Genomic DNA, 23,379 nt, shown 5'->3' on the forward strand with positions numbered 1-23,379 from the left:
GTTGCACCGAGTTAAATATCACGGAGTTACACCGTGATACACCGTGAACCATAACTCCGTAAACTCTGTGGTTAATTGTTTGTTTATGAAATCCATAAATCTTTATTCTATATAATATCTAATGTTATTCTTCTAAAAAAGGATATTAAATTATTTATTCAGGGCAACTCCACGAAATTCATTTCATCTGGATGCTGATTGACATTAGCATTAGAACTTTTGTTAAATAATCTTATCCTGTTGCCTAATTCATAAATTTGTTTTTTATTTGCATTATCACATAATTTTCTATTAATAACCTCTAAAAAAAACAGCCTATAGAATAAACATTACTCTTTTTATTTAAAATATAAGAGAATGGAAGAATTATTATCGCTGACCGACGAGCAGTTGGTTTCTGATTATTCTAATGGCAACAATCTTGCATTTGATATTCTGTTGGATAGACACAAACAAGTTGTCTATAGTTATATTTATTTCGCTGTGCGTAACAGGGAGCTGACAGAAGATATTTTTCAGGAAACATTTATTAAGGCTATTGTCACCATCAAGCAAGGGCGGTATACGGAAACAGGAAAGTTTCGCGCGTGGATATCGCGTATAGCTCATAATCTGATTATTGATCACTTTCGTCAGAAAAAGAATGAGAATACAGTATCGAATGATGAGGCTCCGGTGGACTTGCTCAATAATCCGTCGTTATGTGATGGGACTGTTGAAGATGAAATAGTCAGATTGCAGATCACATCCGATATTCATAAGCTTATATCATTTCTTCCCGATAGCCAGCGCGAAGTGCTTGAAATGCGCTATTACCAGGATTTGAGCTTTAAAGAAATAGCAGAGCAAACAGGTGTCAGCATCAACACAGCCCTGGGGCGGATGCGTTATGCGATACTCAATATACGCCGCATGGCCGAAGAGTACGACATTGTGCTTACAATGTAATGAAAAGTAGTTTAGTTAAGTTAGTTTAGGCCGTTTAAGAAGAGACAGGCAGTGCTTTGGTTGGCATTGCCTGTTTTGTGTTATGAGATTTATAGTTGCTTACTTTAGCCTATTTTGGATTTAATATATTTAACTTCTCAACTGATCGTATGATTTTGCCATCCTTAGATATACCTTCAATTATCATAGTATATTGACCCGGGTAATCTGCCGTGTAAAAATCGAAAATAACTTTACCGTCTTCTTTTGACCGCAGGGACGGATTCCAATAGACAGTTGTTCGCAGATCAGGATTCGGGCTGTTTCTCTTCTCTTCAGTATCGTATCGGGGAGCATAAAATTCGGCAGGTTTCTGATAGCCTAACGGTTGTATTTGCTCTCTGTTTATGGGAATATCGCTTTTCATATTATCCCCTTTTTTTGTTGTAATCACAATAGCCGGCCCTCCTCCTAATGCACCTAACATAAGGGAACTGCCTAAGGTTTTGAAAACGGCTATTTCCTGAATGTCTTGAATAGGTATTAAGTCATCAATTGTCTGTCCTTCAAATAACGTAACATGCATTCCATCAATAAACACTTTGACTAGTTCTCTGCCTCCAAGAAAAGATATTCTACCATATATATTTCCGTTTTCCACAATAAATCCTGAGATATATTGCATAACCTCAGATATTGTAGCGACTCCGCTTTCACGGATGAACTCTTCGGAGAAAATATTATTGGACCAACGGCTATAGAATGATTTTTCCACAACTGCTTTTTTAGCTTTAATCTCTATCGGATCTAAGTAAATCAGCCTCATCCCATTTTCGTAAGTGTATTTCTTATTTACTTTACTGATATATGCATAGTCATCCATATCATTCGCATTATCAGTCTTTGTTTTATTATTGATGCCTTCCGCAATATAGATTGCTGTTCCTATAGGAGGAATTGTATCTTTCTCTAAAATTAATTCTACCCCGGATGATCCTTTTTTGCTGACGGCCTGTATAAAATAAGCAGTACTGTCGGGAAATTCGAAATCCCGGAAATGAAACCGTCCTTCATCGTCTGTTGTTGTCACATCAAAAAAGCCTGTTTGCTTTGAGAAGATACTGACTTGAGCATCTTTGGCAGGTTTGGCTTTAAAGAGGCCGCCTAATGCCTGGCCGGATATTTCTTGTCCCACTTCCACCGGAATATGGGGTTTGGCGTATGTGTGTTGTATAACTTCGGGGATATTATATCTGCGCCATCCATGGGTAAGCATAAGCATATCCAATGCTTTCGATGCTTTTGGATTATTTTTTTCAAGATAGTAATCCGGATTAGGTATATACCCTCTGATATCGGAAGTCAATAAAAGAGAGGACGATATAGAATTGTTTTTAGAAGCATCCACATCTTTATCGTCTGTCACCGAAACCGATAAGTCAGCTTCCAGCGGGTTTTCTTGTTGATCCGATACTTGTAAGTCAACGGAAACACGATCCCTGGTTTTAATTTCAGACGTTATTTTTTTATTAAGGACAGCTTGGTCTTCATTATTACAAAAAATGAGCCTTTCACTCAACGTTTGTCCTCTGGAATTTATAAGTAATATATGTAATATACCCGAGAGGAATTTCTCTTTTTGAAAACTAATTTCTTCATTTTCAATATTCCATTTTTGTACGTAATACGGAATACCTCGTGTATGCATGACTATATATAATGAATCTGTATTTATATCCGGTGATTTTGAAATTGACAGATGAAATTCATTTTTTATGTTAGTGATTCTCAGTCCTGCTGTATTTTGTGCTACAGGTAGCTCGGTTTTTTTCTCAATTCCGGCTTCATTTTTTGATATTGTATAATATTTGATTTCTTTTTCAGGTTTCATAAAAAAATACCCCATACCATCATGGTACGTTGTAAAGTTTGTGATACTGTCTCCTTTTTCGTTTGTTACATATCCTGTAATATCTGCCGGTTTGCCGTTCCCATACAATGATTTAAATGCCACACAGTTTATAGCCTCCGATATGGTGTTGCCTCCTTCGGGGAAAAAAGTTACTTCATAATCCTCATGAGGGTTTGGAATTGTAATATATTTTTTATATTTATCACATTCTACAAGTAATATATCCTCTCCCTTCTTTCTGGCGAATGTGTAATAAGGCATCCCGTCTTTCTTTTTCGGAATTAAAGTTTTGCCGTCATATGTGACAGATAATACCGTAGGTGAAAAGTCTGTATTGTTTTCAATATTATTAATGGAAAGGCTTAGTGAAACTTTGTTGCCGGCAGGGTATTCAAATTGTGGGACTATACTCATAACCGCTGATTGGGGAGCACTTATGTATACCGGAACATGAGGCCAATAACCTTCGTCCAGATTTTTCATATATGAAGTGTAAGCACGAAGAATGTAATTTCCCTCTACTAAATCTTCGAGTAAGTCTATATGCCCCTGAAACAAACCTTCTTCGGCTTTTATCATTACCCGGGATTTAACCTTTTGCAAAGGATCTATAAGTTCCACATATACATATCTGCTCGACCGATCCGGAGTATGTAGCATCGCATTTACCAGAAAAGCCTTGAACCAGAGGCGTTCATCCGATACGTAATGGGGCCTGTCGATCTGCAAATGTATTTTTTCTTGTGGATATAGTATAGCCTGATTTAAGAAACGGTCTACAATACTATCTTTGGCTTCGAGAGGATTGATTTGCGCATTCACTCCTGATATAGAAAAGAATAAAAGCCCTGTAACAACTGCTTTTCGAATAAGCATCGTATACATATGTTTCTCAATTTGAAGTTAACAATATTATTTAGGACTATAAATATAACATGTTTCTAAATAATAATGAATAATTCAAAATAGTTTTTTTTGCAGTTAGTTTAACAAGTTTATTCACTATGGAATAAGTAATCAATAATTTTTTTAGCTTTGTAATATATACTGTGTGTCGATTCCGGATGATAAACAAGTTATAACCGATATTACTGCAAATAATAAATTAAATTGAAAATAATGAAAAAACTAATACTTTTTGTAGCTTGTTTGCTATTAGTAGCACAAGCGTATAGTCAGCAAGCATTGGGAAAAGGTTCGGAGATTGTTTCTCCCGAAGTACATGCAGACAATACAGTAACCTTTCGCTTGCAAGCCACAAATGCTAAAGAAGTGAAATTGACCGGCGATTGGATTCCCCGTAAAGACTGGACTACCCCTACTGTGGATATGGTGAGCGATGGTAACGGTTTATGGGTATATACTACTGAAACTCTCCCTTCAGACTTGTATAGCTACATGTTTTTTGTAGATGGTGTTGAAGTAAGAGACCCGAACAATGTATACCTGAACAGGGATGTGGCAACTGTATCGAATATATTTATTACCGGTAATGGAAACGGAGATTTGTATAAAGTGCAAAAAGTACCTCATGGGTCTGTTACACGCCGTTGGTACGACTCTTCCGGGAATAATATGTCGCGGCGTATTACTATATATACTCCTCCGGGTTATGAAACAAGTAAGGAAAGCTATCCTGTGCTATATCTATTGCATGGTATGGGTGGCGATGAAGAAGCTTGGATGGCTTTAGGGCGTACGTCCCAAATTTTGGATAATCTTATTGCACAGGGTAAAGCTAAGCCTATGATAGTGGTGATGACGAACGGTAATGTCGTTCAGGAAGCAGCTCCGGGCGAATCTTCCTTAGGGTTGTATAAGCCTGCGTTCCAGCTTCCTCATACAATGGATGGGAAAATGGAAGAGACATTTCCGGAGGTAATAAGCTTTGTGGAAAGTAACTACCGGGTAATTACCGACAGGTCGGGCAGGGCTATTGCGGGATTGTCGATGGGTGGATACCATTCTTTGCACATATCGCGTTGTTATCCGAATATGTTCGATTATATAGGTTTGTTTTCTCCGGCAATTCTGCCTTCGCAAGGAGTGAACTCTAAAGTATATGAAGATATTGACGGAACATTGGCCGGACAAATAAGAAATGGATACCGGTTGTACTGGATAGGTATCGGTAAAACAGACTTCTTGTATAAAGCAGTAGAAGAATACAGGGCAAAGTTGGATAAGCTTGGAGCGAAGTATACCTATGTAGAAACCGAAGGTGGCCATACATGGAGCAATTGGCGGGTTTACCTGTCTCAGCTCTTGCCATTGCTGTTCAGGTAAGATAAACCATTATGATAAAAGAATGAGGGTGTGTCAGAAGGCCTTTTGACACATTCTCATTTTAGTTTAAACCGAATTTTGAAGAGTATTTCGGCTGGTCGTAGGTTGTATGAATAGTAGTATCTTCCTATATCGCTATAGGAGGTAGATACGTATTTTTTTGTATTGAATATATTGGTATAGTCGAGAGATAATTCTATCTCTTTCAGTTTATATTTGACAGAAACGTCACCAAACCACATGGAACGGCTTCCTGATTGTATGGCATTGTTGTAAAAATTTTCACAAGAAACAGTCGCTGTAAGTTTTTTTATTGGAAATAGGTTCACATTTATTTTTTGCGATAGAGTGCGTATATTGGGCAAATCTTCTTTGTTCGATTCTATTTTACTTTTGCTCCATGCTATATTGAGGGTGTAATTGATGTTCGCAAAACCTTTAAACCGGGTTGTGAAATTGGGGGATACTGAGATGTATTGATATTGATAATCGGAAATGGTACCCTGGCTAAGTTGCGATGAACTTGAATAGGCGTATCTGCTTCCAACAGAGAATGAAGAAGCTAGTGCATCTATATCTTTCCCTATTCTCATGCTGAGATCGAAATTTTCACTTGTATTCGGATGTTCAATTGACGATTTTATCCTGAGTATTCCCTGATACGTATAGTCGTTGAGTAGATTAGACCGCGTATTCCGGTATGAAGCAAATATATTTCCGAAAAGGGTAGTCAGCGGATTCTTATACATCAGGTGCCCCATTGCGGAATGGCTGCGCCCCTTACTTAAAATGTCGTCATTTCTCAGGAGATTACGATACGAGGTCATAATATATCCGGTATATGCTTCGCGAATCCCTCCGATACTATTGTTGTAGTTATAGTTTGCGTAAGTAGACCAGAACGGTGAAATTTTATAATTGATGAATACAGATGGAGTTACGTATAAATAATTGGAATTTTTAGTATTGCCGGATATTTGATCATTCCGGTGCAGTAAAATATATCTTGCCGGAACAGTCAGGCTTATATTTATCTTGGATGTCGGGCTATACCTGTATGTAGGTGAAAATACCCATTCATATTTATTCCAATTCAAGTTGTTTTGTAACGAATCGGGTGCTATAACCTGATTATTTGTTTCAGCTTGTAGTCCGGTCTTTAAATGCTGCATGTCACTTCTGATTTCTACTCTATAATCTTGGCTTATATCTCCGCTTTTACCCCACGAAACAGCATTGCGCGTGGAAAAATTGCTTAGATCCATTCGTTGTTTCATGTTTCCATCGGGTGAACTGAGATTAAACAGATCGCCGTATAATAAGGGATAAACACTGAGAGTTTGAGATATATCCCTATATCCGAAAAACGAATTAACTTTCACTGTGCCATTCTCCTTCACTTTTGTCCAATCCATCGTATTGCTTATGCCAAATACCGGATTACGTAAATGCTGTCTTATGCTATCGTCAGTGAATGCGTCTCCACGTTCCCTGTCCCATTCTCCTTCCAATTTTAGCAGATTGTTGAAATAGAATTTTTCGGTATTGGCATTCAATTGGATATCTGTTCCTAATCTGTTCTTATACAGTCCGGATTGCATTGTTTCGCCTACGGCCAATATACTATCGCCCGGCAGGTAATATTCCGAATACGAATAACTGTTTTTTTCCGGTCTGTCATACAAATAATTAATATTTGTAGTGAGGGTATAGTCTTTGTTTAATTTTCGCAGATCATTTATCGAACCCAAGTGTGCATCATTGAACAAATGACGCTGTTGACTGATTGCCGGAGGGGTAGGGCTGGGGATACTCAACATTTTGTTGCTATTCATGTCATTCGCTTCGTTAGAATAAAAAGAATTTATTTCCCTCGATATATCCCTCCCTGTATTGTCTCCTTTGTACATGATTATATCCTGCCTGTTCTTTGCAAATAACATGCCTACGACTTCGTTACTTAGCAAGAGGGGGGAGGCTCCTGTTCCGGCTTGTGCGTTAGCCGTGAAAATACCTTTCGCCGAATCTTTTAGTTTCAGGTTTAGAGCTGCATGCTCCGATACTTCTTTGCCGTTCAGCGCTTTTATAGGCTGGTGGTTTTCGAGAACCTGTACTGTTGCCACTTTGCCGGCATCTATGTTGTTCGTGGCTATACCATACTTTCCTTGCAACAAATCCATATCTTCTATGTAGAATTTGTTTATAGGCTTGTCCTGATATAATATAGCGCCGTTTTCCTGTACTTGTATGCCCGGCATCTTTTTTAAAACGTCGCCAATGGTTCTGTCATTCCTGTCGGTAAAACTTTCGACGAGGTAATTCAATGTGTCTCCTGTTTGCCTTATCTTGGGTGGTTTTATTCTTACCTCGTTCAATGTTATCGCCTCACTTTCTATATAAAAGTCAATCGTTTGACTACGATTACTTACTGTGCAAAATTGTTTCTTCAAATTAAGTCCTGATACTGTTACTACAATGCTGTCTTTGTTTCCTGTATATTTTATTTCATACCTGCCTTTGCCGTCAGTCATCGCATAATTCAGCATAATTGCTTTACCGGGTTCCGAAACGGATATGTTAGCAATGTCGACCGGTTCTTTTGTATCGGCATTATATATGGTTCCTCTTATCACGGTTTGCGAATGAGCAAGAGTGCAAACCATGATACATATTATCAATATGTATTTTCCCATAGGGTTATTCCGTTTCTAATTGAAGGTATTCGTTCAGGTTTCTTTTGCTTACCAGAGTTACATTTCCCCCGTTAATGTTGATGGCCATACCTCCGCTCTGTTTAGCCTTAACTTTCGCCAGGTCTTTCCGGCTACAATTGATGTATTCCTCTTCGGCCATGTCGATATTCACAGGTGGTTGAAGTTGCTCCAAACCTATAATCTCGAAAGAAAAAATATTATCTGTGTCTGATGCTTTGAGTATTAAGCCGGGTAAGCCGTATAGTTTCCAAGGGCCGTCATTGACCGGTATTTCGGGAGTAAACCATGCTTCATAGTTGCGCCCTCTGAAAGAACCGGTGGCTTTTTGGCATAGATAACCCAGCACAGTTAGTGTATCGGAGATAATATTCCATTGTTGCGAGGTGTTTTTTTCCGTGCATTTATACCTTTGCGTGCCATCACCCCTATCGGTTATAATAACTTCCTTATCTTGTCTGTTTTTGTATAATTGGGCCGTTTCTCCCCGCGATGTGGATTCAAAAGTTGTTCCGCCTTTTCCATCTAATATCGAAGCATCTTGATCTTTTAGTACGGATAGACTTTTTATATTACTCGGATTCATACTATTGGTCATCATTTTTCCAAAGATAGAGTCTCTTTTTATGCGTGTGCCATCATAATACAAAGACACCTTAGATCCTATATCCAAAGTCATGGTATCTGTCGCCTGCAACTCTTCTTTATCTATTATAAGTGGTTGTGTGAATTTGTAATAACATCTGATCGTAGCTGCATCCAACGTGTTGATTTTGATGTCTTTTTTACTTTTTTTCGTCACAGTTATGTTCGATGCCGTGGTTTGGCCTCCATTGGTTGTACCTGTACCCGTTATAACTACTTGGGCAAAACCTGATGATGCGGTTATAAATAAGACTGAAAGTAGAATTGTTTTTTTCATAATAGAGTTTATATTTAATAAAAGATTATTCTATTTATTTACAGGTGTTTATACATAGTTGATTTTTTAAACACAGAGTTGCACCGAGTTAAATATCACGGAGTTACACCGTGAACCATAACTCCGTAAACTCTGTGGTTAATTGTTTGTTTATGAAATCCATAAATCTTTATTCTATATAATATCTAATGAATGATATTTTGATATATACAAATGTAGTCTAAAAAAATAGACTTCAAAATATTTTGTCTAAAAAAATAGACATTTTGACGGAAATAGTATTTTGATTTATTGTTTGTGTTTTTTAACATAATGAGCGCAACAAAGTAGTGCTTGTATGCATCTTTTATATAAAGAATAAATTACTTAAGAAATTAAGTTCGTATATTTGTTAATCTTGATATAAATATAATTATTAGCAGATTGATTAAACCTTTAAGATATTGAATAGTCTAATGAGTAATTGAACTTTATGTAAGACTAGTTAAATACTTTAATTAAAAATAAATAAATATAGGAGAGCAGATTATGAAGACTAAAAATTTATTACTGTTGATTCTAGTGTCGGTAATACCATTCTTTGTTTTTGCACAAGAAGAATGGGATGACGTCTACGCTCCTTCAAAATCGAAAGAGAAGAAGAAGACAGAGGTAAAAAAAGTGACTTCCCAGAAGCAAACTAAACCTACTCAAGTACTTTTAGTGAAAGATAACGGAGATGTGACTTTGGAAACTGTTGGCGATGTTACTGTAGACGTGGATGCTTATAACCGCAGAGGAAATGTAGACGTATACGATAATCAGTATGCCGAAGATGATACAATATATACTGAAGAGGAATATCAAGACTATCAGTATACTGACCGGATAGTCAAATTCCATAATCCGGAAAATAGCGTGAAGATATCCAGCGATGGTGAAATAAATGTCTACGTGTTAGATGATAGTTACAGTAACTATTATGGTGCCCGTTCTCGTTTTGGCTTCGGTTGGAACAGTTATTACCCATGGTATGATCCTTGGTATTCACCATCTTATGCATGGGGATATTATGATCCTTGGTATTATGGCAGTTGGGGCTGGGGTTGGAATAGACCTTGGTATTACAGCAGTTGGGGCTGGGGCTCCGGTTGGAACAGCCCATGGTACGGCGGCTGGTATGCAGGTGGCTGGTACGGTGGCGGCTGGTACGGCGGACATAGTAATGACCATTACGGATACCGTCGTAATCAATACAACTATACAGGGCGTCCTCGTACAGGATATTACGGATCTAACCGTGGATATGCAGGTGTAAGTCGCGGTTCAAGTGTAGGTACCCGTCCTAGTTATAATGCTGGAGGTCGTGGTTCGAGTGTAAATACTCGTCCGGGCTATAATGCTGGTGGTCGTGGTAGTTCAAGCGTATCAACAAGACCGTCTACACGCCCAAGCTATAATAACTCAACTACCGGAAGAGGTTCATCATCTGGCGTATCAACAAGGCCATCTACCCGTCCGAGCTACAATAGCTCAACCAATAGCAGTAGCAGTGGTCGCGGTTCATCTGGTAACGTAACTACAAGGCCGACAACCCGTCCGAGCTACAATAGCTCAACCAATAGCAGTAGCAGTGGTCGCGGTTCATCTGGTAACGTAACTACAAGGCCATCTACACGTCCGAGCTATAATTCAAACTCTAGTAGTTCAAATACTAGTTCTCGTCCTAGTTATAACTCTGGTAGCTCATCTTCGAGTTCTCGTCCGAGCTACAATAGCTCTAGCTCAAGTAGCAGTTCACGCCCAAGTTATAACAGTTCAAGTTCGTCAAGTTCCTCAAGTTCGAGCCCGAGTTATAGTTCAAGTTCTCGATCATCGAGTTCAAGCTCATATAGCAGCGGCTCTTCCTCAAGCAGTTCATCTTCCCGTTCTTCGTCTTCAAGTGGCGGTGGCAGCAGTAGAGGCGGCAGTGGTCGAGGTAGATAACACTAATATAAAACAAACATAAGTATGAAAGGCTGTTTCAAAAGAATAATTGACGTTGAAACAGCTTTTTGGTAAAAGGTATAAATAAAATAAATAATTATGAAGAAGATAACATTATTCTTAATCGCAGCTTTATTTTCATTAGGAGTTGTAAAAGCTCAGAATGCAATGGACGCTTATAGATATTCTAAGAATGATTTGACAGGTACTGCGCGTTCTGTTTCTATGGGAGGAGCCTTTGGAGCGCTGGGTGGAGATATATCCGGCATAGCTATTAATCCGGCAGGTATAGGTGTATATCGTAACTCGGAAATTGTTACAACTTTGAACTTTCAAAATTCGGGTACTCAAACGGAACTATTGAATAGTGGCAAAATTGATCAAAATAAATTCAGTGTAAGCTTTGATAACCTTGCTTTTGTTACTACATTCCCTCTGAACAGTGATGTCGCTCCAACTTTGAATGTCGGTTTCTCATATAATAGATTGAAAAGTTTCGACCGTAAATATCAAACAGGTGCAGGTGGGCTGAGCAGATTATTGACTGATCACATGGCAGACATCTCTACAGCGCCATCTTCCTCTGTATCTTTGGATGGATTAACCGGTGCTCCGATGTGGGATGTATGGAACAATCAGGACTGGTTGACAGTTCTTGGATATAATTCATATTTGATTAATGAAACATCATCGGGTGCGTATGAGTCTGCTATAAAAGACTTATATGTTGAGAATAATTTGTTTGCGAGAGAAAAAGGCTCGGTGAGCTCTTATGATTTTAATGTGGGAACTACTTTTTCGGATGTACTCAGTGTGGGGTTGACATTATCTATGACAGATATTAACTATCGTTTGTATTCTATCTATACAGAAAACTTTGGAGATGGAGGTTCCGATATGGGCTACGACATGGAAAATAGCTTCCGCACCGATGGTACAGGATGGCAGGTTAAGGCCGGAGTTATTGTAAAACCTGTACAAGAACTGCGTATCGGAGTGGCCTATCATTCTCCTACTTGGTACGATATGACGGATCGTTTCTTTACAGATTTGACTCATGATTTGACAGGCTTAAAAGGTATTGCAAATATAGCGCCTGATTATGCGAAAGGAACAGTTGGTACATATAATGGTGATGATGCAGCTGTGATGGATTATCAATACCGGACACCGGATAAATGGACGTTCAGCTTGGCTGGCGTTATCGGAAGCAAGGCCATTATCAGTGCCGATTATGAATTGACTAATTATGGAAATATGAAATTGTACGACAGGGACGGACGCAATTTTAATGCAGATCCCAATCTGTTTATAAAGAAATTTTTCCGTGCCGCTTCTACTGTGCGTGTAGGTGCAGAATATCGTTTCACTGATAAGTTCTCAGGACGTGTTGGTTATGCATGGATGCAGAGCCCTGTAAAACCAGAGGTAAAGACAGGTGACGATTATATTATTACAGATGCACGTGCTGTTACTCAATATGCATTCGATGGTGATGCCCATTATATTACTTATGGTTTGGGTTACAAGATTACTCCTCAGTTTTATACAGACATTGCTTTTGTGATGAAGAGCCAGAAAGATGATTTCTATTCATTTGATTTTTCAGATAAAACAATCTTTAAAACAAATAACTTCCAGGGTTTATTAACTGTAGGATATAAATTCTAGAAACAAAATATATGAATAAAGAAGAGGCTGTCCCAAAAGTATGGAACAGCCTCAAATGTATTTGGATATTACGTCAAAAAGTTGTTTTGTATTAGTCTTACCTGTGTAATTATGAATAACAAAAGAACTAATCATCATATCATCTCAAATATAAGAGGAATCGACACTGCTGACAAAAAAAGAAGGCATCTCGCTTTTGAGACACCTCCCTACTTATTTTATCCATATTTAAATCAAACATCCTTGAACTCTATAGAGCAATTAACCCATTCTTCGTCAAAGCGTGTACCATATTTACTGTAAAAATCAAGAGCCGGCTGATTCCAATCCAATGCCTGCCACATCATTCCACTGAAATCTCCGCTTTTGCCCTCCTGCATGACAGCATCAAAAAGCATTGCGCCGATTCCTTTTCCTCGCATTTCCGGCTCTACATATATATCCTCCAGATATATCCTCCGCCCTTTCCACGTGCTATATCTGATATAATATAAAGAAAATCCGCAAACCCATCCGTCTATCTCCGCTACAAATGCCCACCATACAGGATTATCGCCAAATCCGCTTTCCTCAAAATGAGAAAGAGAAACGGTCACTTCTTCAGGGGCTTTTTCATACTCAGCCAATCCTTTTACTAATGCCATTAATCGCGAGCAATCTTCACGAGAAGCCTTCCTGATAACAATATTACCCATTAAAATATTTTTATTCCTGCGAAAATAATACTTTTAGAACAAAGACTATGCTATAAAATATAGTTTTGCATTTTTATTCTAAATGACAGCTTTTTTTTATAATTTTGGAGGTTCAAAATATGTCTTATGTCATCAGAAAAACTCTATAATAATTTCTTGGTTTGGAAAACTCGAAACTTAAAGGAAAAGCAGGTTGTACTATGTGTTAGTTTCCTCATTGGAATATTTACAGCCTTAGCCGCGCTCATATTAAAAACCCTTATACATTTTATTCAACATATACTGACTTCCAACTTCCTTACTCACGGAGCAAACTATATATACCTTGTATATCCTGTTGCGGGTATTCTTATAGCCGGACTATTCGTAAAATATATTGTAAAAGATGATATCGGGCATGGTGTTACCAAAATACTATATGCAATATCGCAGAAAAAGAGCTTTATCAAATTGCATAATGTATATACTTCTATTATTGCCAGCTCTATAACTATTGGCTTTGGTGGATCAGTCGGAGCAGAAGCGCCGATCGTACTAACAGGTTCAGCCATAGGCTCCAATTTGGGACGGTTCTTTAAAGTGGAACAAAAATACCTGATGCTTCTGATAGGATGCGGTGCAGCCGGAGCCATTGCGGGAATATTTAAAGCTCCTATTGCCGGACTTGTATTTGTGGTAGAAGTACTGATGCTCGATCTGACGACATTCACTGTACTCCCATTACTCGTTACTTCCGTTACGGCAGCCACATTATCATATCTGACAATGGGTACAACGGCGATGTTTAGCTATGCCCATACAGATGCGTTTTTGTTCGAACGCATACCATTTGTAATCCTTCTTGGTATTTTCTGCGGTGTGGTGTCCTTATATTTTACACGGGCTATGAACTGGATCGAAAATATCTTCCGGAAACTCTCTTATTGGAAAAAGTTTGCTTTGGGGGCGAGTGTATTAAGCATCCTTATATTTCTTCTTCCGCCTCTTTACGGAGAAGGTTACGACACAATAAATGCTCTGATCAACGGAACGAAAGACTACAATGCATTGCTTGACAACAGCATGTTCTTTCAATTCAAAGACTATCGCTGGACAATCATATTATTCTTAGGTGGTATCTTAGTTATGAAAGTATTTGCTTCCAGTTCGACCAATGGCGCCGGCGGAACAGGAGGGATATTCGCGCCTTCTCTCTTCCTGGGCTGTATAGCCGGTTTCATTTTCTCCTTTGTTATAAACCATTCCCAGCTAAGTGAATACCTTCCATTTTTACCTGAAGAAAATTTTGCGCTAATGGGTATGGCAGGGGTGATGGCCGGGGTGATGCATGCTCCGCTTACGGGAACATTCCTGATAGCTGAATTGACCGGAGGCTATGAACTATTGCTACCTCTGATGATCGTTTCGGTATGCTCCTTCGTGGTGATAAAATTATTCGAACCCCATAGCATATATTCTATGCGCCTGGCCAAAAAGGGAGAACTCATTACACACCAAAAAGATAAGGCTGTACTTACACTGATGGACATAGAAAAGCTCATTGAGTTCAATTTCCAGAAAATACGTCCGGATATGACATTAGGAGATCTTGTAAAAGTTATATCACGTTCCCCACGAAATATATTCCCCGTAGTTGATAATCAGGACCGTTTTCTGGGAATTGTGCTGATAGACAATATACGGAACATTATGTTTCGCCCGGAACTATATAGTCGCTTCAAAGTATCGCGTGTAATGACGTCACCGCCTGCTATTATAAAGGTAGGTATGACTATGGAATCGATAATGAGGAGCTTTGATGATACCAAAGCATGGAATCTGCCTGTTGTAGACGAAAAAGATACATACCTGGGCTTCATATCCAAATCGAATATTCTGGATGTATACAGAGAGGTACTTGCCGAAAATTTTGTAGATGAATAACAGATGATCGCAACCCGGAAGCCTGAAGTAAAGAGATACTTACTAAGTGGCGGAATCTGTTTATTTAACGCATATAAACAATTACAAAGTTAGGTATTATTTCTTCTAATTTGCCTTAGATACAATTATTCATTTTTACGCTTTCTTTACCTATTTCGTTCCCCTTCCTGTTGCGCCGTATCTCACCCGGCGTATGGCCCAGGCGCTGCTTGCAGAAGCGGTTGAATGTGGATACGGATGCAAAACCGAATTCGGAACTTAATTCTTTCAGGTTATGGTTGCCGAAACAAAGGGCATGGTATATCTTTTTTGCCCTGTGCTCATTCATCCACTTGTATCCGGATATATCAAATACCTTCTTGAAACGTTTCTCTATGCCCGAGAGGGACATATTCATGGCAGCAGCCATTTCGGTAAGGGTGCGGTAATTGTGGTAATTGTCCACGATGTATTGGGAAAAGTCAGAGTCGCTGCTAAAGGCTTCGCAGAAGAACATCCTGAGTTCCTCTTTTGTGTAAGACTCTCCGAGAAGGTATAACAATTCCTTTATTTTCAGTTCATTGTAATATTCGCAACAGAGTCCTTTGCGTATACAGTAGACCAGCATATCCGTATAACCCCTTAGGGTTTCCTTCATTTTCAGCAGATAGGGGGAATCCTTCCGCGTATTCGAGGGGTCATGCGCTTCCGGGCTCCGGAGTACCAAGCTCTCCAGCCTGTAGCAGTCGCAGAAGTGCAACTTGCAGTAAGGGCGTATGAACAAGAGCAGGGATCCGGATTCAGCCTTGTAGTTGAAGTTGTAGCCTACAGGTAGGTAGAGTATCTGTCCGCAGCGCATCCGGTAGTTGTTGTATATCCCGAAGGAATAGGTGATCTTCCCCTCGAGCAGGAAGATGATCGTACTCTGCTGGGCCTGTTGTTCATAGTAGCTGCCGGTACTGATTTCTTTGATTTCAATGGACGACCTGGCTTCCTTGACATAGTTCAAGCATGTCTGGTCGGCTATGTGTCCATTAACGTGTAATGATTCCATATTTGGTTGGTTTTGAGTCTGTTTAATTAAATTGTTCGTGTGTAAGCCTGATTTATGATATAGTAAAACATTGGTTATAAACAAATTAAAAAATATCCCACATCCTGTTCTTCTTCCGGTGGAGATTTCCGTTTTTTTTAACAATTTATATCAAAGACCCACCTTTATCTTTATTTTATTTAGTTAAGTAGTTCAACAAAATTAGTTTAAATGCACCCCGTCACTTACCCGATGCCTGAAATATTCCGGTTATATATACACGGTATATATCTCCACTAAACTGTAATTATAAGCCATCTTTTTTATTTAACACTGCTATCACACTGAATGTTTACTTTTTACAAAAAAAGTTCAATTTTCGCATAAAACTTATTGATTATATATATAATATTCACTATTGGAATTGCTAATTTTGTAAATTGCCCGATGAGCATGTTTTGTATTAGCTTATCTAATATTTATTTAGTATTATTTCGCAAAAAAATTAAATATATAGTTCATAAAGCAGTGTTTTCTAAAATACAATCTTCAATATTTGCATTTTAAGAATATGTTCTTTTTATTGTTTGCTTATATCGAATATACAGTTCGGGTTTGGGCATCCGATATTATATGTTTATCATCGGTCCAAATACCTGATATATTTTAGGAACGTTTCCGTCCCGCAATCTATATATGCTTTTACTATTCTTCGCTTAAAGCATCGACTATTTTCCTTTGTTGTTTAAAATATTTTGCCCGGAATATTTCTCCGCTTTGTGTAATCAGTATTGAATATTTCTTAAGAGTGCTTATCCAGAAACTATGCATTCGGTGAATTGACGAATCATGGGTATACAAAAAGTCCAGGTCGTATAAACGTACCCGGCTGTATTCGAATAAGTCCGATTTAAAAAGAGAGTAGCAAAAATTAAAATCAATTTCCGAAATATAAATCTTAACCCGCTTGCCGGTAGGGAACATGCCTGTTGTGGTTATTGTTTCAATCTGGCTGAGCATCGAGTACAATTCGTTTTTCAAATCACGCAATTCCTCACTTGTAATAAGTCCGACACGGACGAAATATTTAATATCATCAACAAACGACTGGAATATATGCCTGTCTAAAATGTACTCGTTATTATCAACCGAATGTAACATATATAATCTTCTCATCATAAGTGAATGTGTCTCCTCCGGCAGTATCAGCTTCGACAAGGAATCAAAAGAAAAATTCGCGTCAGCCTGGTACATCCATTTAAATATGACGAATTTTGCCAGCGTGTTGTATTTCAAATAAAAAGAAGCGGGAACGATATTATATGCCAGCTTCATAGATGAGTTCACGAATGTATCCTCATGCTTAAAGTGGGTAATGGAAGTTTCCAGTTGTTTATGGTAAGTATTGATAAAGTTGTCGGAGTATTCCTTATAATTAAGCGAAAATATGACATTATTTTCACTTTCCGGATGGACTATTTTATCCAGGGATATCCCTGTTTTCTGGGCAATTTGCATTGCTTCGTTAAAAGTGAACGGCACTTCCCCTCGTATTCGCCTGTAGACCGCATCCCGGGTATAACCGAGAATCTCCGCAATCTTATCTGATAATTTGTTTTGAGGAAAGCGTTCTAATAATTCATTTATTAAACAACTGTTTATAGTTGTATGGTCTATATGCTTTTTTACCATGGTTAAAAATTATAACATTATATACAATAAACATTTAATGACAAAAGGTTGTTTTATTTAAAACAATTCCCGAAACACAGGTGGCGATAATCACCTCTGTTTTTTATCACCTTTATATATGTAAAGATAAACTAATAACATTTAATTATTAATTGCAGAAAAGTTTAAAATTAAATTCTATTAAGGCTATTTCGCTTTTTTAAAGGTAAGTGAAATTTCATATCGCAAATATATATCTTTTGGATAACTTTTTATACTCATACATATCTTTCTTGTTTTCAATATATGCGAATTATGAAACTATATTAATCTGTTAATTGGAATGGATGTTCAAAAAAATATACGACAGAATACAAAATGGGATATAAATGGGTAAAAATGGGTAATCATTTATAAGGTATTAACAACTAACTTTGTAATCATATATATACAGCAAGCAAATTCCAACACCTAGCAAGTGTCGGAATAAAGTGACGAGAATAAAATTTTGAAAATCCCGGTTAAATCCTTTGTGCAAAACAAACAGAAAAAAATGTGCATATCGTTGATTCTCAGGAAACAGGAACGGTTAAGGCGGTGGCTGGCGTTCGTTTTCCGTCGTAGGATATTATTGTCCTTGCGGCGTTTTACGCGCCTGTTATCAGATTCAATAATAAACAGTTGGGATAATTTTATCCTGCGGGGAGGCGTTTACGTCGCAAATTGCTTTATTCATTGCCTTGCAATTGTATCCGCCGTGCTGCCGCTTGTGAAAGCCGCGGTGCGCCGTCTCCCTTGTTTTTACAACAAGCCTTTATATACAATAGGTATTCAACATATGCGTTATGCAAGTTTGATTCCGGCTAAAATAGTAAAGAAAGAAAGTCTAATAATATAAAAATTTAAAGAAGAATGAAACAGATTTATATAAAAACTTTAATTACGCTTCTGGCTATCCAGTTCTGCGCCATCCTGTATGCCGAGGACGATAAAGGAATTGGCAACAAATCCATCCCCGCCTCCGCAGAGAACCGGCCTGAAGCAGCCCCAATAATAAAGCCTACCGTACCTGACAAGCCCATGGTGAGCTCCTTTCCGGGGGGCATCATCCTTTCGTGGGTACAGCTAAGAAGTAGCGATGACCTGTTCCCATACGCCGATAAGGAGTCCGGCAATTATGACAAACAGAGCCAAAGCCTTGCCGGCCTTTTGGTCTTCCATACCGGGGGCGGGGACAGTTCCCTTCCTAAAGGCATGTATGTGTGGGACGGGGACAAATGGCAGAAAGTAAGCTATGAACTTAAATAACGGACTACATATATATAATTATCAGATGAAAATCAAAGTGAAACTTACGATTATTATACTGCTGCTCACAGCTTATGTCGGGGCAGCATGTCTGACTAAGCAGATCATACATACGAGAAGGGATTGTAACAGGTAAATTTAAAGGAAACCATTAATTATAAATGGATATATATAAATCTATTGAATATAAACGCCGATGAAATACATAAAAAGACTCGGTATATTCTTCAAACGGGTGTACATGCGATGCTGGAATACCATTTTGGGTACGCATAGCAAGCGACGTATGATAAACGATTACCTGAATAAATATAAATAAGGGAAACGGGAAAATACATCAGGGCAACAAAAAAGTGAAGAAGAATGAAACATTGTCCGGCATTAGTTTTATCTATAATAGACAATTTGAAAATTAGCGAATTAGCAAATTAGCAAATGGCGCGAAGCGACAATAACAGTCAACAGTTATCAGCCAACAGTCAACAATGGCGCGAAGTGGCAAAGGCTATAAGCTAATGGCTAATTGAGTGTAGAAGTTTGTTACTTTTTAGTTAAAAAGTTACGAGTAGACGAGGTACGAGGTACAAGTTGTTGACTGCTGACTGTCGCACGTCATTGCGAGGGTTTACCCGAAGCAATCCATTAATAATCAATACTCTGGATTGCTTCACTTCGTTCGCAATGACGAAAAGACCTTGCTTACTGATAACTGTTGACTACTGAGTGTGGAGTTTGTTACATTTTAGTTAAAAAGATACGAGTAGACGAGGTACGAGGTACAAGTTGTTGACTGCTGACTGTCGCACGTCATTGCGAGGGTTTACCCGAAGCAATCCATTAATAATCAATACTCTGGATTGCTTCACTCCTGTTGGCTCCGCCGATTCTTCGAATTCGCAATGACGAAAAGGTCGACTGACTACTGACTACTGACTACTGACTACTAACTACTAACTACTAACTACTGTTTACTGTAGAAGTTTGTTACTTTTTAGTTAAAAGGTAGGAGTTAAAAAGTTATGAGTTATGAGTTTTAAGTTATGGGTACTTACTACTTACTACTGTCTACTGTTTTCCGTGGACAACCATGTATTGCAATATCAATGAATAAAACATAAAAAAAATGAAACGAATATTCTTACTGCTTTTTACAACATTCATAATAGCCGGTGCCTACAGCCAGAGCGTAGAACTCAACTTCCCGCACTTTGCAGGGCAGCAATACCGCTTCGGGGCATTCCGCGGTGAGGGAAAAGATACGATAGCTATCGGGACGCTCGACGGGCAAGGCAGGGCAAAGCTCGTTTTGCCGGACAGGATGAGCGGTTTCCGCGGCATGACGCAGTGGCAGCTTACAGGTGGCGGCGGCTTGGATATGATCTTCGCGGGCGGCGAGAATTTCTCGGTCTCCTGTCCTGAAGCCCAGCCATCGGAAAAAACGATTGTCTACACCGGTACACAGGAGAATGTTTACCTGAACAACCGTTACCATCGCCAGCAGGATATACTCGGCAGGATAGACGCCATGCGTATGGCGGCAGCGGCATACAAAGACAACGGCGAATTACTTCCCATCTTTAACACAGAGCTACTGAAGCAGGAGCAGGCTTATAAGCTCCTACAGGAAGAGACGGCAGCTAATCCTCTCTATGCGGCACGCTTCGCACAGATCGTGGATGTTACCAGGGGGCTGCCTCCTGTCCTGGCTCCCGGCCATGAAGAAATAGTCGGGTTGCTGAAAGATTTTGTACTGGACAAATTAGACCTGGAGGCGCTTTACACTTCCGGGCATTGGGCGGGAGTGCTGGAGCAGCTTATGGATTGGTATAGCTACAAAGAAGAAAACCGCCCGGCATTCATACCCGGTATGATCCGCCTGGTAAACCGCGCTTCTTCGGATGAAGTCTACGCGGCCCTGTGCGAAAAGGTAATCGTGTTTTGTGAAAAGAAAGGCTGGCACGATCAGGAATTAGAATTCGCCTTCTTCCTGCTGAATGACAACCGTATAAAAGAACCTAAAGGAAAAGTCGCTTCGCTTTATACGCTGCTGAAGATAAGGAAAGGAAGTAAGGCTCCGGCTCTGTCGCAGGGCAAACTACCCGAAAGCAAAACCTTGCTGGTGTTCTACGAATCGGGCTGTAATGCCTGCGAGAATGAGATACAGCAACTGAAAGGCAACTATCCGCTCTTGCGGGAGAAAGGCTATGAAGTGGTATCTGTGGCGGCAGACAAGGACAAAGCTGTTTTTATGAATACATCCGGGACTTTCCCGTGGAAAGATAAATATTGTGATTTTCAGGGTTTTACAGGAAAAGATTTTATCGACTACGGGGTTATCGGCACGCCTACCTTCTATGTAATAGATGAAAATGGTGTATTGCAGGGACGGTACGCAAAGCTGGCAGACACGGGAATATTGAATTAGCAGGCTTAGATCCGTGTCCCGCGAGTTGTACTGTCAAGTTGGCCGTAGCCGTCATACTATTGTTGGTGGCAGTTCTCTATATTATTGCGTTCATGGATTGCTCTGAAATATGTAAAAAAAAACACCAAGGTATAAAATGGAACATAAATGGGTAACGATTATTAGAAAATAACCGTTTACTTTTGTATCCGTAACCGGCGTAAAATATCATCCGGCACTCGCTAAGTGTCAGATCAGGATGGGACAAATATGCGATGCGGCAGATTATGTTTATTCAAAGGTTATTCAGGAGGTGATAGACAATAAATGGAACGTTTAACAAAAGTAGACAGACTTTCCTTACCTGAACATTAACAACAGAACGCGCATTTTTCTCTCTATGCCCGCCAGGCTGTCTGGCCCTAACAGGGATGCGGTTTGATATTCAAAACCAACCCATAGGGGAACGGACGGCGGGACGGACATGAGTGAACCATAGTAAGGGTATACGGGAATATCCGGTGGACGAGAGAAGTACCGGCAACATAAACTGATAGGATAAATAGAAATGAATATATGTAGTTTGTGTTTGGCAGCTCCGCTAGAAGCGAATTATTCAGGCTTTCCCTGAATGAGGAGACGTAGCAGGTGGCAACAACTTGATGTTTATACAACTTGTCTTTTATGTCCTTACGGTCCCTTGCGAAAGACGCTATAAGGTCTTTTGTCTTAACGTTGTCACCGGCTGCCTTTTCATCAGACAATAGCAAAATTATCAGGTAAAAAAGGCAATGAAATGTTAGCGAAAGATAAATTAAAAGTTACAGGACTATACAAGCCGATAGTGTCTATAGTTTGTAGAGTTTGTTGTGTGAGGACAGATAAGTGTTTTGTCTCCAATAGGGTTACCATAAGTCTGAGAGGAGCTTGGCTGCTCTATTGTTATATCGAATCCGGCAAGAAAACGGAATAGTAAAAAATCGGGTAAGACAGGTTAAAATGTATAATTTGTTGAAAGAAGCTGTCCTGAAAGAAAAAATAAAAAATCCTGTAGAATACTAAAATGGTCAATAAATGGGTAAAAATGGGTACCGATTTATAGAATGTTAACGCCTAATTTTGTACCGATTTACATACGTTAAATAAACAATATGACAATTAAAAACGTTATTATTACTTGTTCATGTAGTTGTGGGCTGATAGGCTCTCTGTTTGTGTTCATAATCCCATATGCTCTATCATTGGGAGCCTGCATTAGCCCGGCAGTTATAAACCGTGTTAACAGAGGTAACGTTTTTAAATAAAAACTACTGCTAATATTGAAAAAATAATTGACTATGCGTAACCATCTCGTGTCAATGCCGGAATGTCCGCGTAAAGAAAAAGAAATTGCACTGGTAAATAAATAACGGATATATGCAGAACAAAGGAAATTATAAGAACAAAGGATTCACGGCGGCGCTGCGTATCCTGCTTTGTATTCTGGCCGCTGGTACTGTACAGGCACAAGACATACCGGATACCGTCCGTGTACCGTCGGCCGTCCTTAAGACGAACCTGCTGTACGACGCTACCGGCAGCCTGAACCTTGCCGGCGAGTTCCGGCTAAACAGGAAGCTAACCCTGGACCTTCCCCTGACCTACAATCCCTGGACTTTTACGGGCGGTAAAAAGCTGAAGCTGCTGCTTTTCCAGCCCGAATTACGCTACTGGACGAAAGAATCGTTCAGGGGCTTCTTCGGTGGCTTGCATATTCATGGGGCACTGTTCAATACAGCAAAGATTATAGACGATTACCGTTATCAGGGCTGGCTTGCCGGGGCAGGCCTCTCTGTCGGGTACCGGCAATGTCATTAAGTTAAGGATTTTCATATAGCATCTCTTTGATTTTTAGAGACCTTTGGTCGTACTCTCTTTTTATATCTGAATTTATTTCGCATATTAGAACGATTGGGTCTTATTGGTATCATAT

At 39.2% G+C, this 23,379-nt stretch carries 14 protein-coding genes; 8 read left to right on the forward strand and 6 right to left on the reverse strand.

Going from position 1 to position 23,379, the window contains the following annotated elements; genetic code table 11:
• The first annotated feature begins 357 nt into the window (after positions 1-357).
• The gene (locus tag ACYPZI_RS10315; protein WP_459601256.1) at positions 358-948 is read left to right on the forward strand and encodes an RNA polymerase sigma factor; all 591 of its coding nucleotides are present in this window, start codon (positions 358-360) and stop codon (positions 946-948) included.
• Positions 949-1,057: 109 nt separating this feature from the next.
• Here ACYPZI_RS10315 and ACYPZI_RS10320 read toward each other — a convergent pair whose 3' ends face one another.
• On the reverse strand, positions 1,058-3,715 hold the full coding sequence (locus ACYPZI_RS10320; RefSeq protein WP_459601258.1) for a TonB-dependent receptor plug domain-containing protein: 2,658 nt from the start codon (positions 3,713-3,715) through the stop codon (positions 1,058-1,060).
• A gap of 243 nt (positions 3,716-3,958) precedes the next feature.
• Between ACYPZI_RS10320 and ACYPZI_RS10325 the strand changes: the two genes are divergently transcribed.
• Positions 3,959-5,125: an esterase gene (locus ACYPZI_RS10325; protein ID WP_459601260.1), complete on the forward strand. Its 1,167-nt coding sequence runs from the start codon at positions 3,959-3,961 to the stop codon at positions 5,123-5,125.
• A 56-nt stretch (positions 5,126-5,181) separates the two neighbouring features.
• Here ACYPZI_RS10325 and ACYPZI_RS10330 read toward each other — a convergent pair whose 3' ends face one another.
• The gene (locus ACYPZI_RS10330; protein ID WP_459601262.1) at positions 5,182-7,818 is read right to left on the reverse strand and encodes a carboxypeptidase-like regulatory domain-containing protein; all 2,637 of its coding nucleotides are present in this window, start codon (positions 7,816-7,818) and stop codon (positions 5,182-5,184) included.
• A 4-nt stretch (positions 7,819-7,822) separates the two neighbouring features.
• The gene (locus ACYPZI_RS10335) at positions 7,823-8,758 is read right to left on the reverse strand and encodes a GLPGLI family protein (RefSeq protein ID WP_459601264.1); all 936 of its coding nucleotides are present in this window, start codon (positions 8,756-8,758) and stop codon (positions 7,823-7,825) included.
• A gap of 528 nt (positions 8,759-9,286) precedes the next feature.
• On the opposite strand from ACYPZI_RS10335, the gene ACYPZI_RS10340 reads away from it, so the two are divergent.
• Positions 9,287-10,723, forward strand: coding sequence for a hypothetical protein (locus ACYPZI_RS10340; RefSeq protein ID WP_459601266.1), 1,437 nt, complete (start codon positions 9,287-9,289; stop codon positions 10,721-10,723).
• Between the two features lie 99 nt (positions 10,724-10,822).
• Positions 10,823-12,394 carry an OmpP1/FadL family transporter gene (locus ACYPZI_RS10345; protein WP_459601268.1) on the forward strand — a complete coding sequence of 524 codons (1,572 nt, stop codon included), beginning with the start codon at positions 10,823-10,825 and terminating at the stop codon, positions 12,392-12,394.
• Between the two features lie 233 nt (positions 12,395-12,627).
• Here ACYPZI_RS10345 and ACYPZI_RS10350 read toward each other — a convergent pair whose 3' ends face one another.
• On the reverse strand, positions 12,628-13,089 hold the full coding sequence (locus ACYPZI_RS10350) for a GNAT family N-acetyltransferase (protein WP_459601270.1): 462 nt from the start codon (positions 13,087-13,089) through the stop codon (positions 12,628-12,630).
• Between the two features lie 126 nt (positions 13,090-13,215).
• Here ACYPZI_RS10350 and ACYPZI_RS10355 point away from each other — a divergent pair, with 126 nt between their 5' ends.
• Positions 13,216-15,012, forward strand: coding sequence for a chloride channel protein (locus ACYPZI_RS10355; RefSeq protein ID WP_459601272.1), 1,797 nt, complete (start codon positions 13,216-13,218; stop codon positions 15,010-15,012).
• A 115-nt stretch (positions 15,013-15,127) separates the two neighbouring features.
• Here ACYPZI_RS10355 and ACYPZI_RS10360 read toward each other — a convergent pair whose 3' ends face one another.
• The gene (locus tag ACYPZI_RS10360; RefSeq protein WP_459601274.1) at positions 15,128-16,045 is read right to left on the reverse strand and encodes a helix-turn-helix domain-containing protein; all 918 of its coding nucleotides are present in this window, start codon (positions 16,043-16,045) and stop codon (positions 15,128-15,130) included.
• Positions 16,046-16,729: 684 nt separating this feature from the next.
• Positions 16,730-17,716, reverse strand: coding sequence for a hypothetical protein (locus tag ACYPZI_RS10365; protein WP_459601276.1), 987 nt, complete (start codon positions 17,714-17,716; stop codon positions 16,730-16,732).
• An 891-nt stretch (positions 17,717-18,607) separates the two neighbouring features.
• On the opposite strand from ACYPZI_RS10365, the gene ACYPZI_RS10370 reads away from it, so the two are divergent.
• From ACYPZI_RS10370 to ACYPZI_RS10380, 3 genes are all read left to right on the forward strand, one after another.
• Positions 18,608-19,003, forward strand: coding sequence for a hypothetical protein (locus tag ACYPZI_RS10370; protein WP_459601278.1), 396 nt, complete (start codon positions 18,608-18,610; stop codon positions 19,001-19,003).
• 1,123 nt (positions 19,004-20,126) lie between these two features.
• Positions 20,127-21,428, forward strand: a complete 1,302-nt coding sequence (locus ACYPZI_RS10375) for a peroxiredoxin family protein (protein ID WP_459601280.1) — start codon at positions 20,127-20,129, stop codon at positions 21,426-21,428.
• A gap of 1,395 nt (positions 21,429-22,823) precedes the next feature.
• Entirely contained in the window at positions 22,824-23,264 is a 441-nt protein-coding gene (locus tag ACYPZI_RS10380) for a DUF3575 domain-containing protein (RefSeq protein WP_459601282.1), read from the forward strand.
• The last annotated feature ends 115 nt before the right edge of the window (positions 23,265-23,379 follow it).

The organism is Dysgonomonas reticulitermitis (assembly GCF_054601275.1).

Bases quoted from the DNA above. Each gene is read 5' to 3' on its own strand.
- ACYPZI_RS10380 (WP_459601282.1), top strand. From the start codon at position 22,824: ATGCAGAACAAAGGAAATTATAAGAACAAAGGATTCACGGCGGCGCTG.
- ACYPZI_RS10315 (WP_459601256.1), top strand. From the start codon at position 358: ATGGAAGAATTATTATCGCTGACCGACGAGCAGTTGGTTTCTGATTAT.
- ACYPZI_RS10365 (WP_459601276.1), bottom strand. From the start codon at position 17,716: ATGGTAAAAAAGCATATAGACCATACAACTATAAACAGTTGTTTAATA.
- ACYPZI_RS10345 (WP_459601268.1), top strand. From the start codon at position 10,823: ATGAAGAAGATAACATTATTCTTAATCGCAGCTTTATTTTCATTAGGA.
- ACYPZI_RS10335 (WP_459601264.1), bottom strand. From the start codon at position 8,758: ATGAAAAAAACAATTCTACTTTCAGTCTTATTTATAACCGCATCATCA.
- ACYPZI_RS10370 (WP_459601278.1), top strand. From the start codon at position 18,608: ATGAAACAGATTTATATAAAAACTTTAATTACGCTTCTGGCTATCCAG.
- ACYPZI_RS10320 (WP_459601258.1), bottom strand. From the start codon at position 3,715: ATGCTTATTCGAAAAGCAGTTGTTACAGGGCTTTTATTCTTTTCTATA.
- ACYPZI_RS10360 (WP_459601274.1), bottom strand. From the start codon at position 16,045: ATGGAATCATTACACGTTAATGGACACATAGCCGACCAGACATGCTTG.
- ACYPZI_RS10330 (WP_459601262.1), bottom strand. From the start codon at position 7,818: ATGGGAAAATACATATTGATAATATGTATCATGGTTTGCACTCTTGCT.
- ACYPZI_RS10355 (WP_459601272.1), top strand. From the start codon at position 13,216: ATGTCATCAGAAAAACTCTATAATAATTTCTTGGTTTGGAAAACTCGA.
- ACYPZI_RS10375 (WP_459601280.1), top strand. From the start codon at position 20,127: ATGAAACGAATATTCTTACTGCTTTTTACAACATTCATAATAGCCGGT.
- ACYPZI_RS10340 (WP_459601266.1), top strand. From the start codon at position 9,287: ATGAAGACTAAAAATTTATTACTGTTGATTCTAGTGTCGGTAATACCA.
- ACYPZI_RS10350 (WP_459601270.1), bottom strand. From the start codon at position 13,089: ATGGGTAATATTGTTATCAGGAAGGCTTCTCGTGAAGATTGCTCGCGA.
- ACYPZI_RS10325 (WP_459601260.1), top strand. From the start codon at position 3,959: ATGAAAAAACTAATACTTTTTGTAGCTTGTTTGCTATTAGTAGCACAA.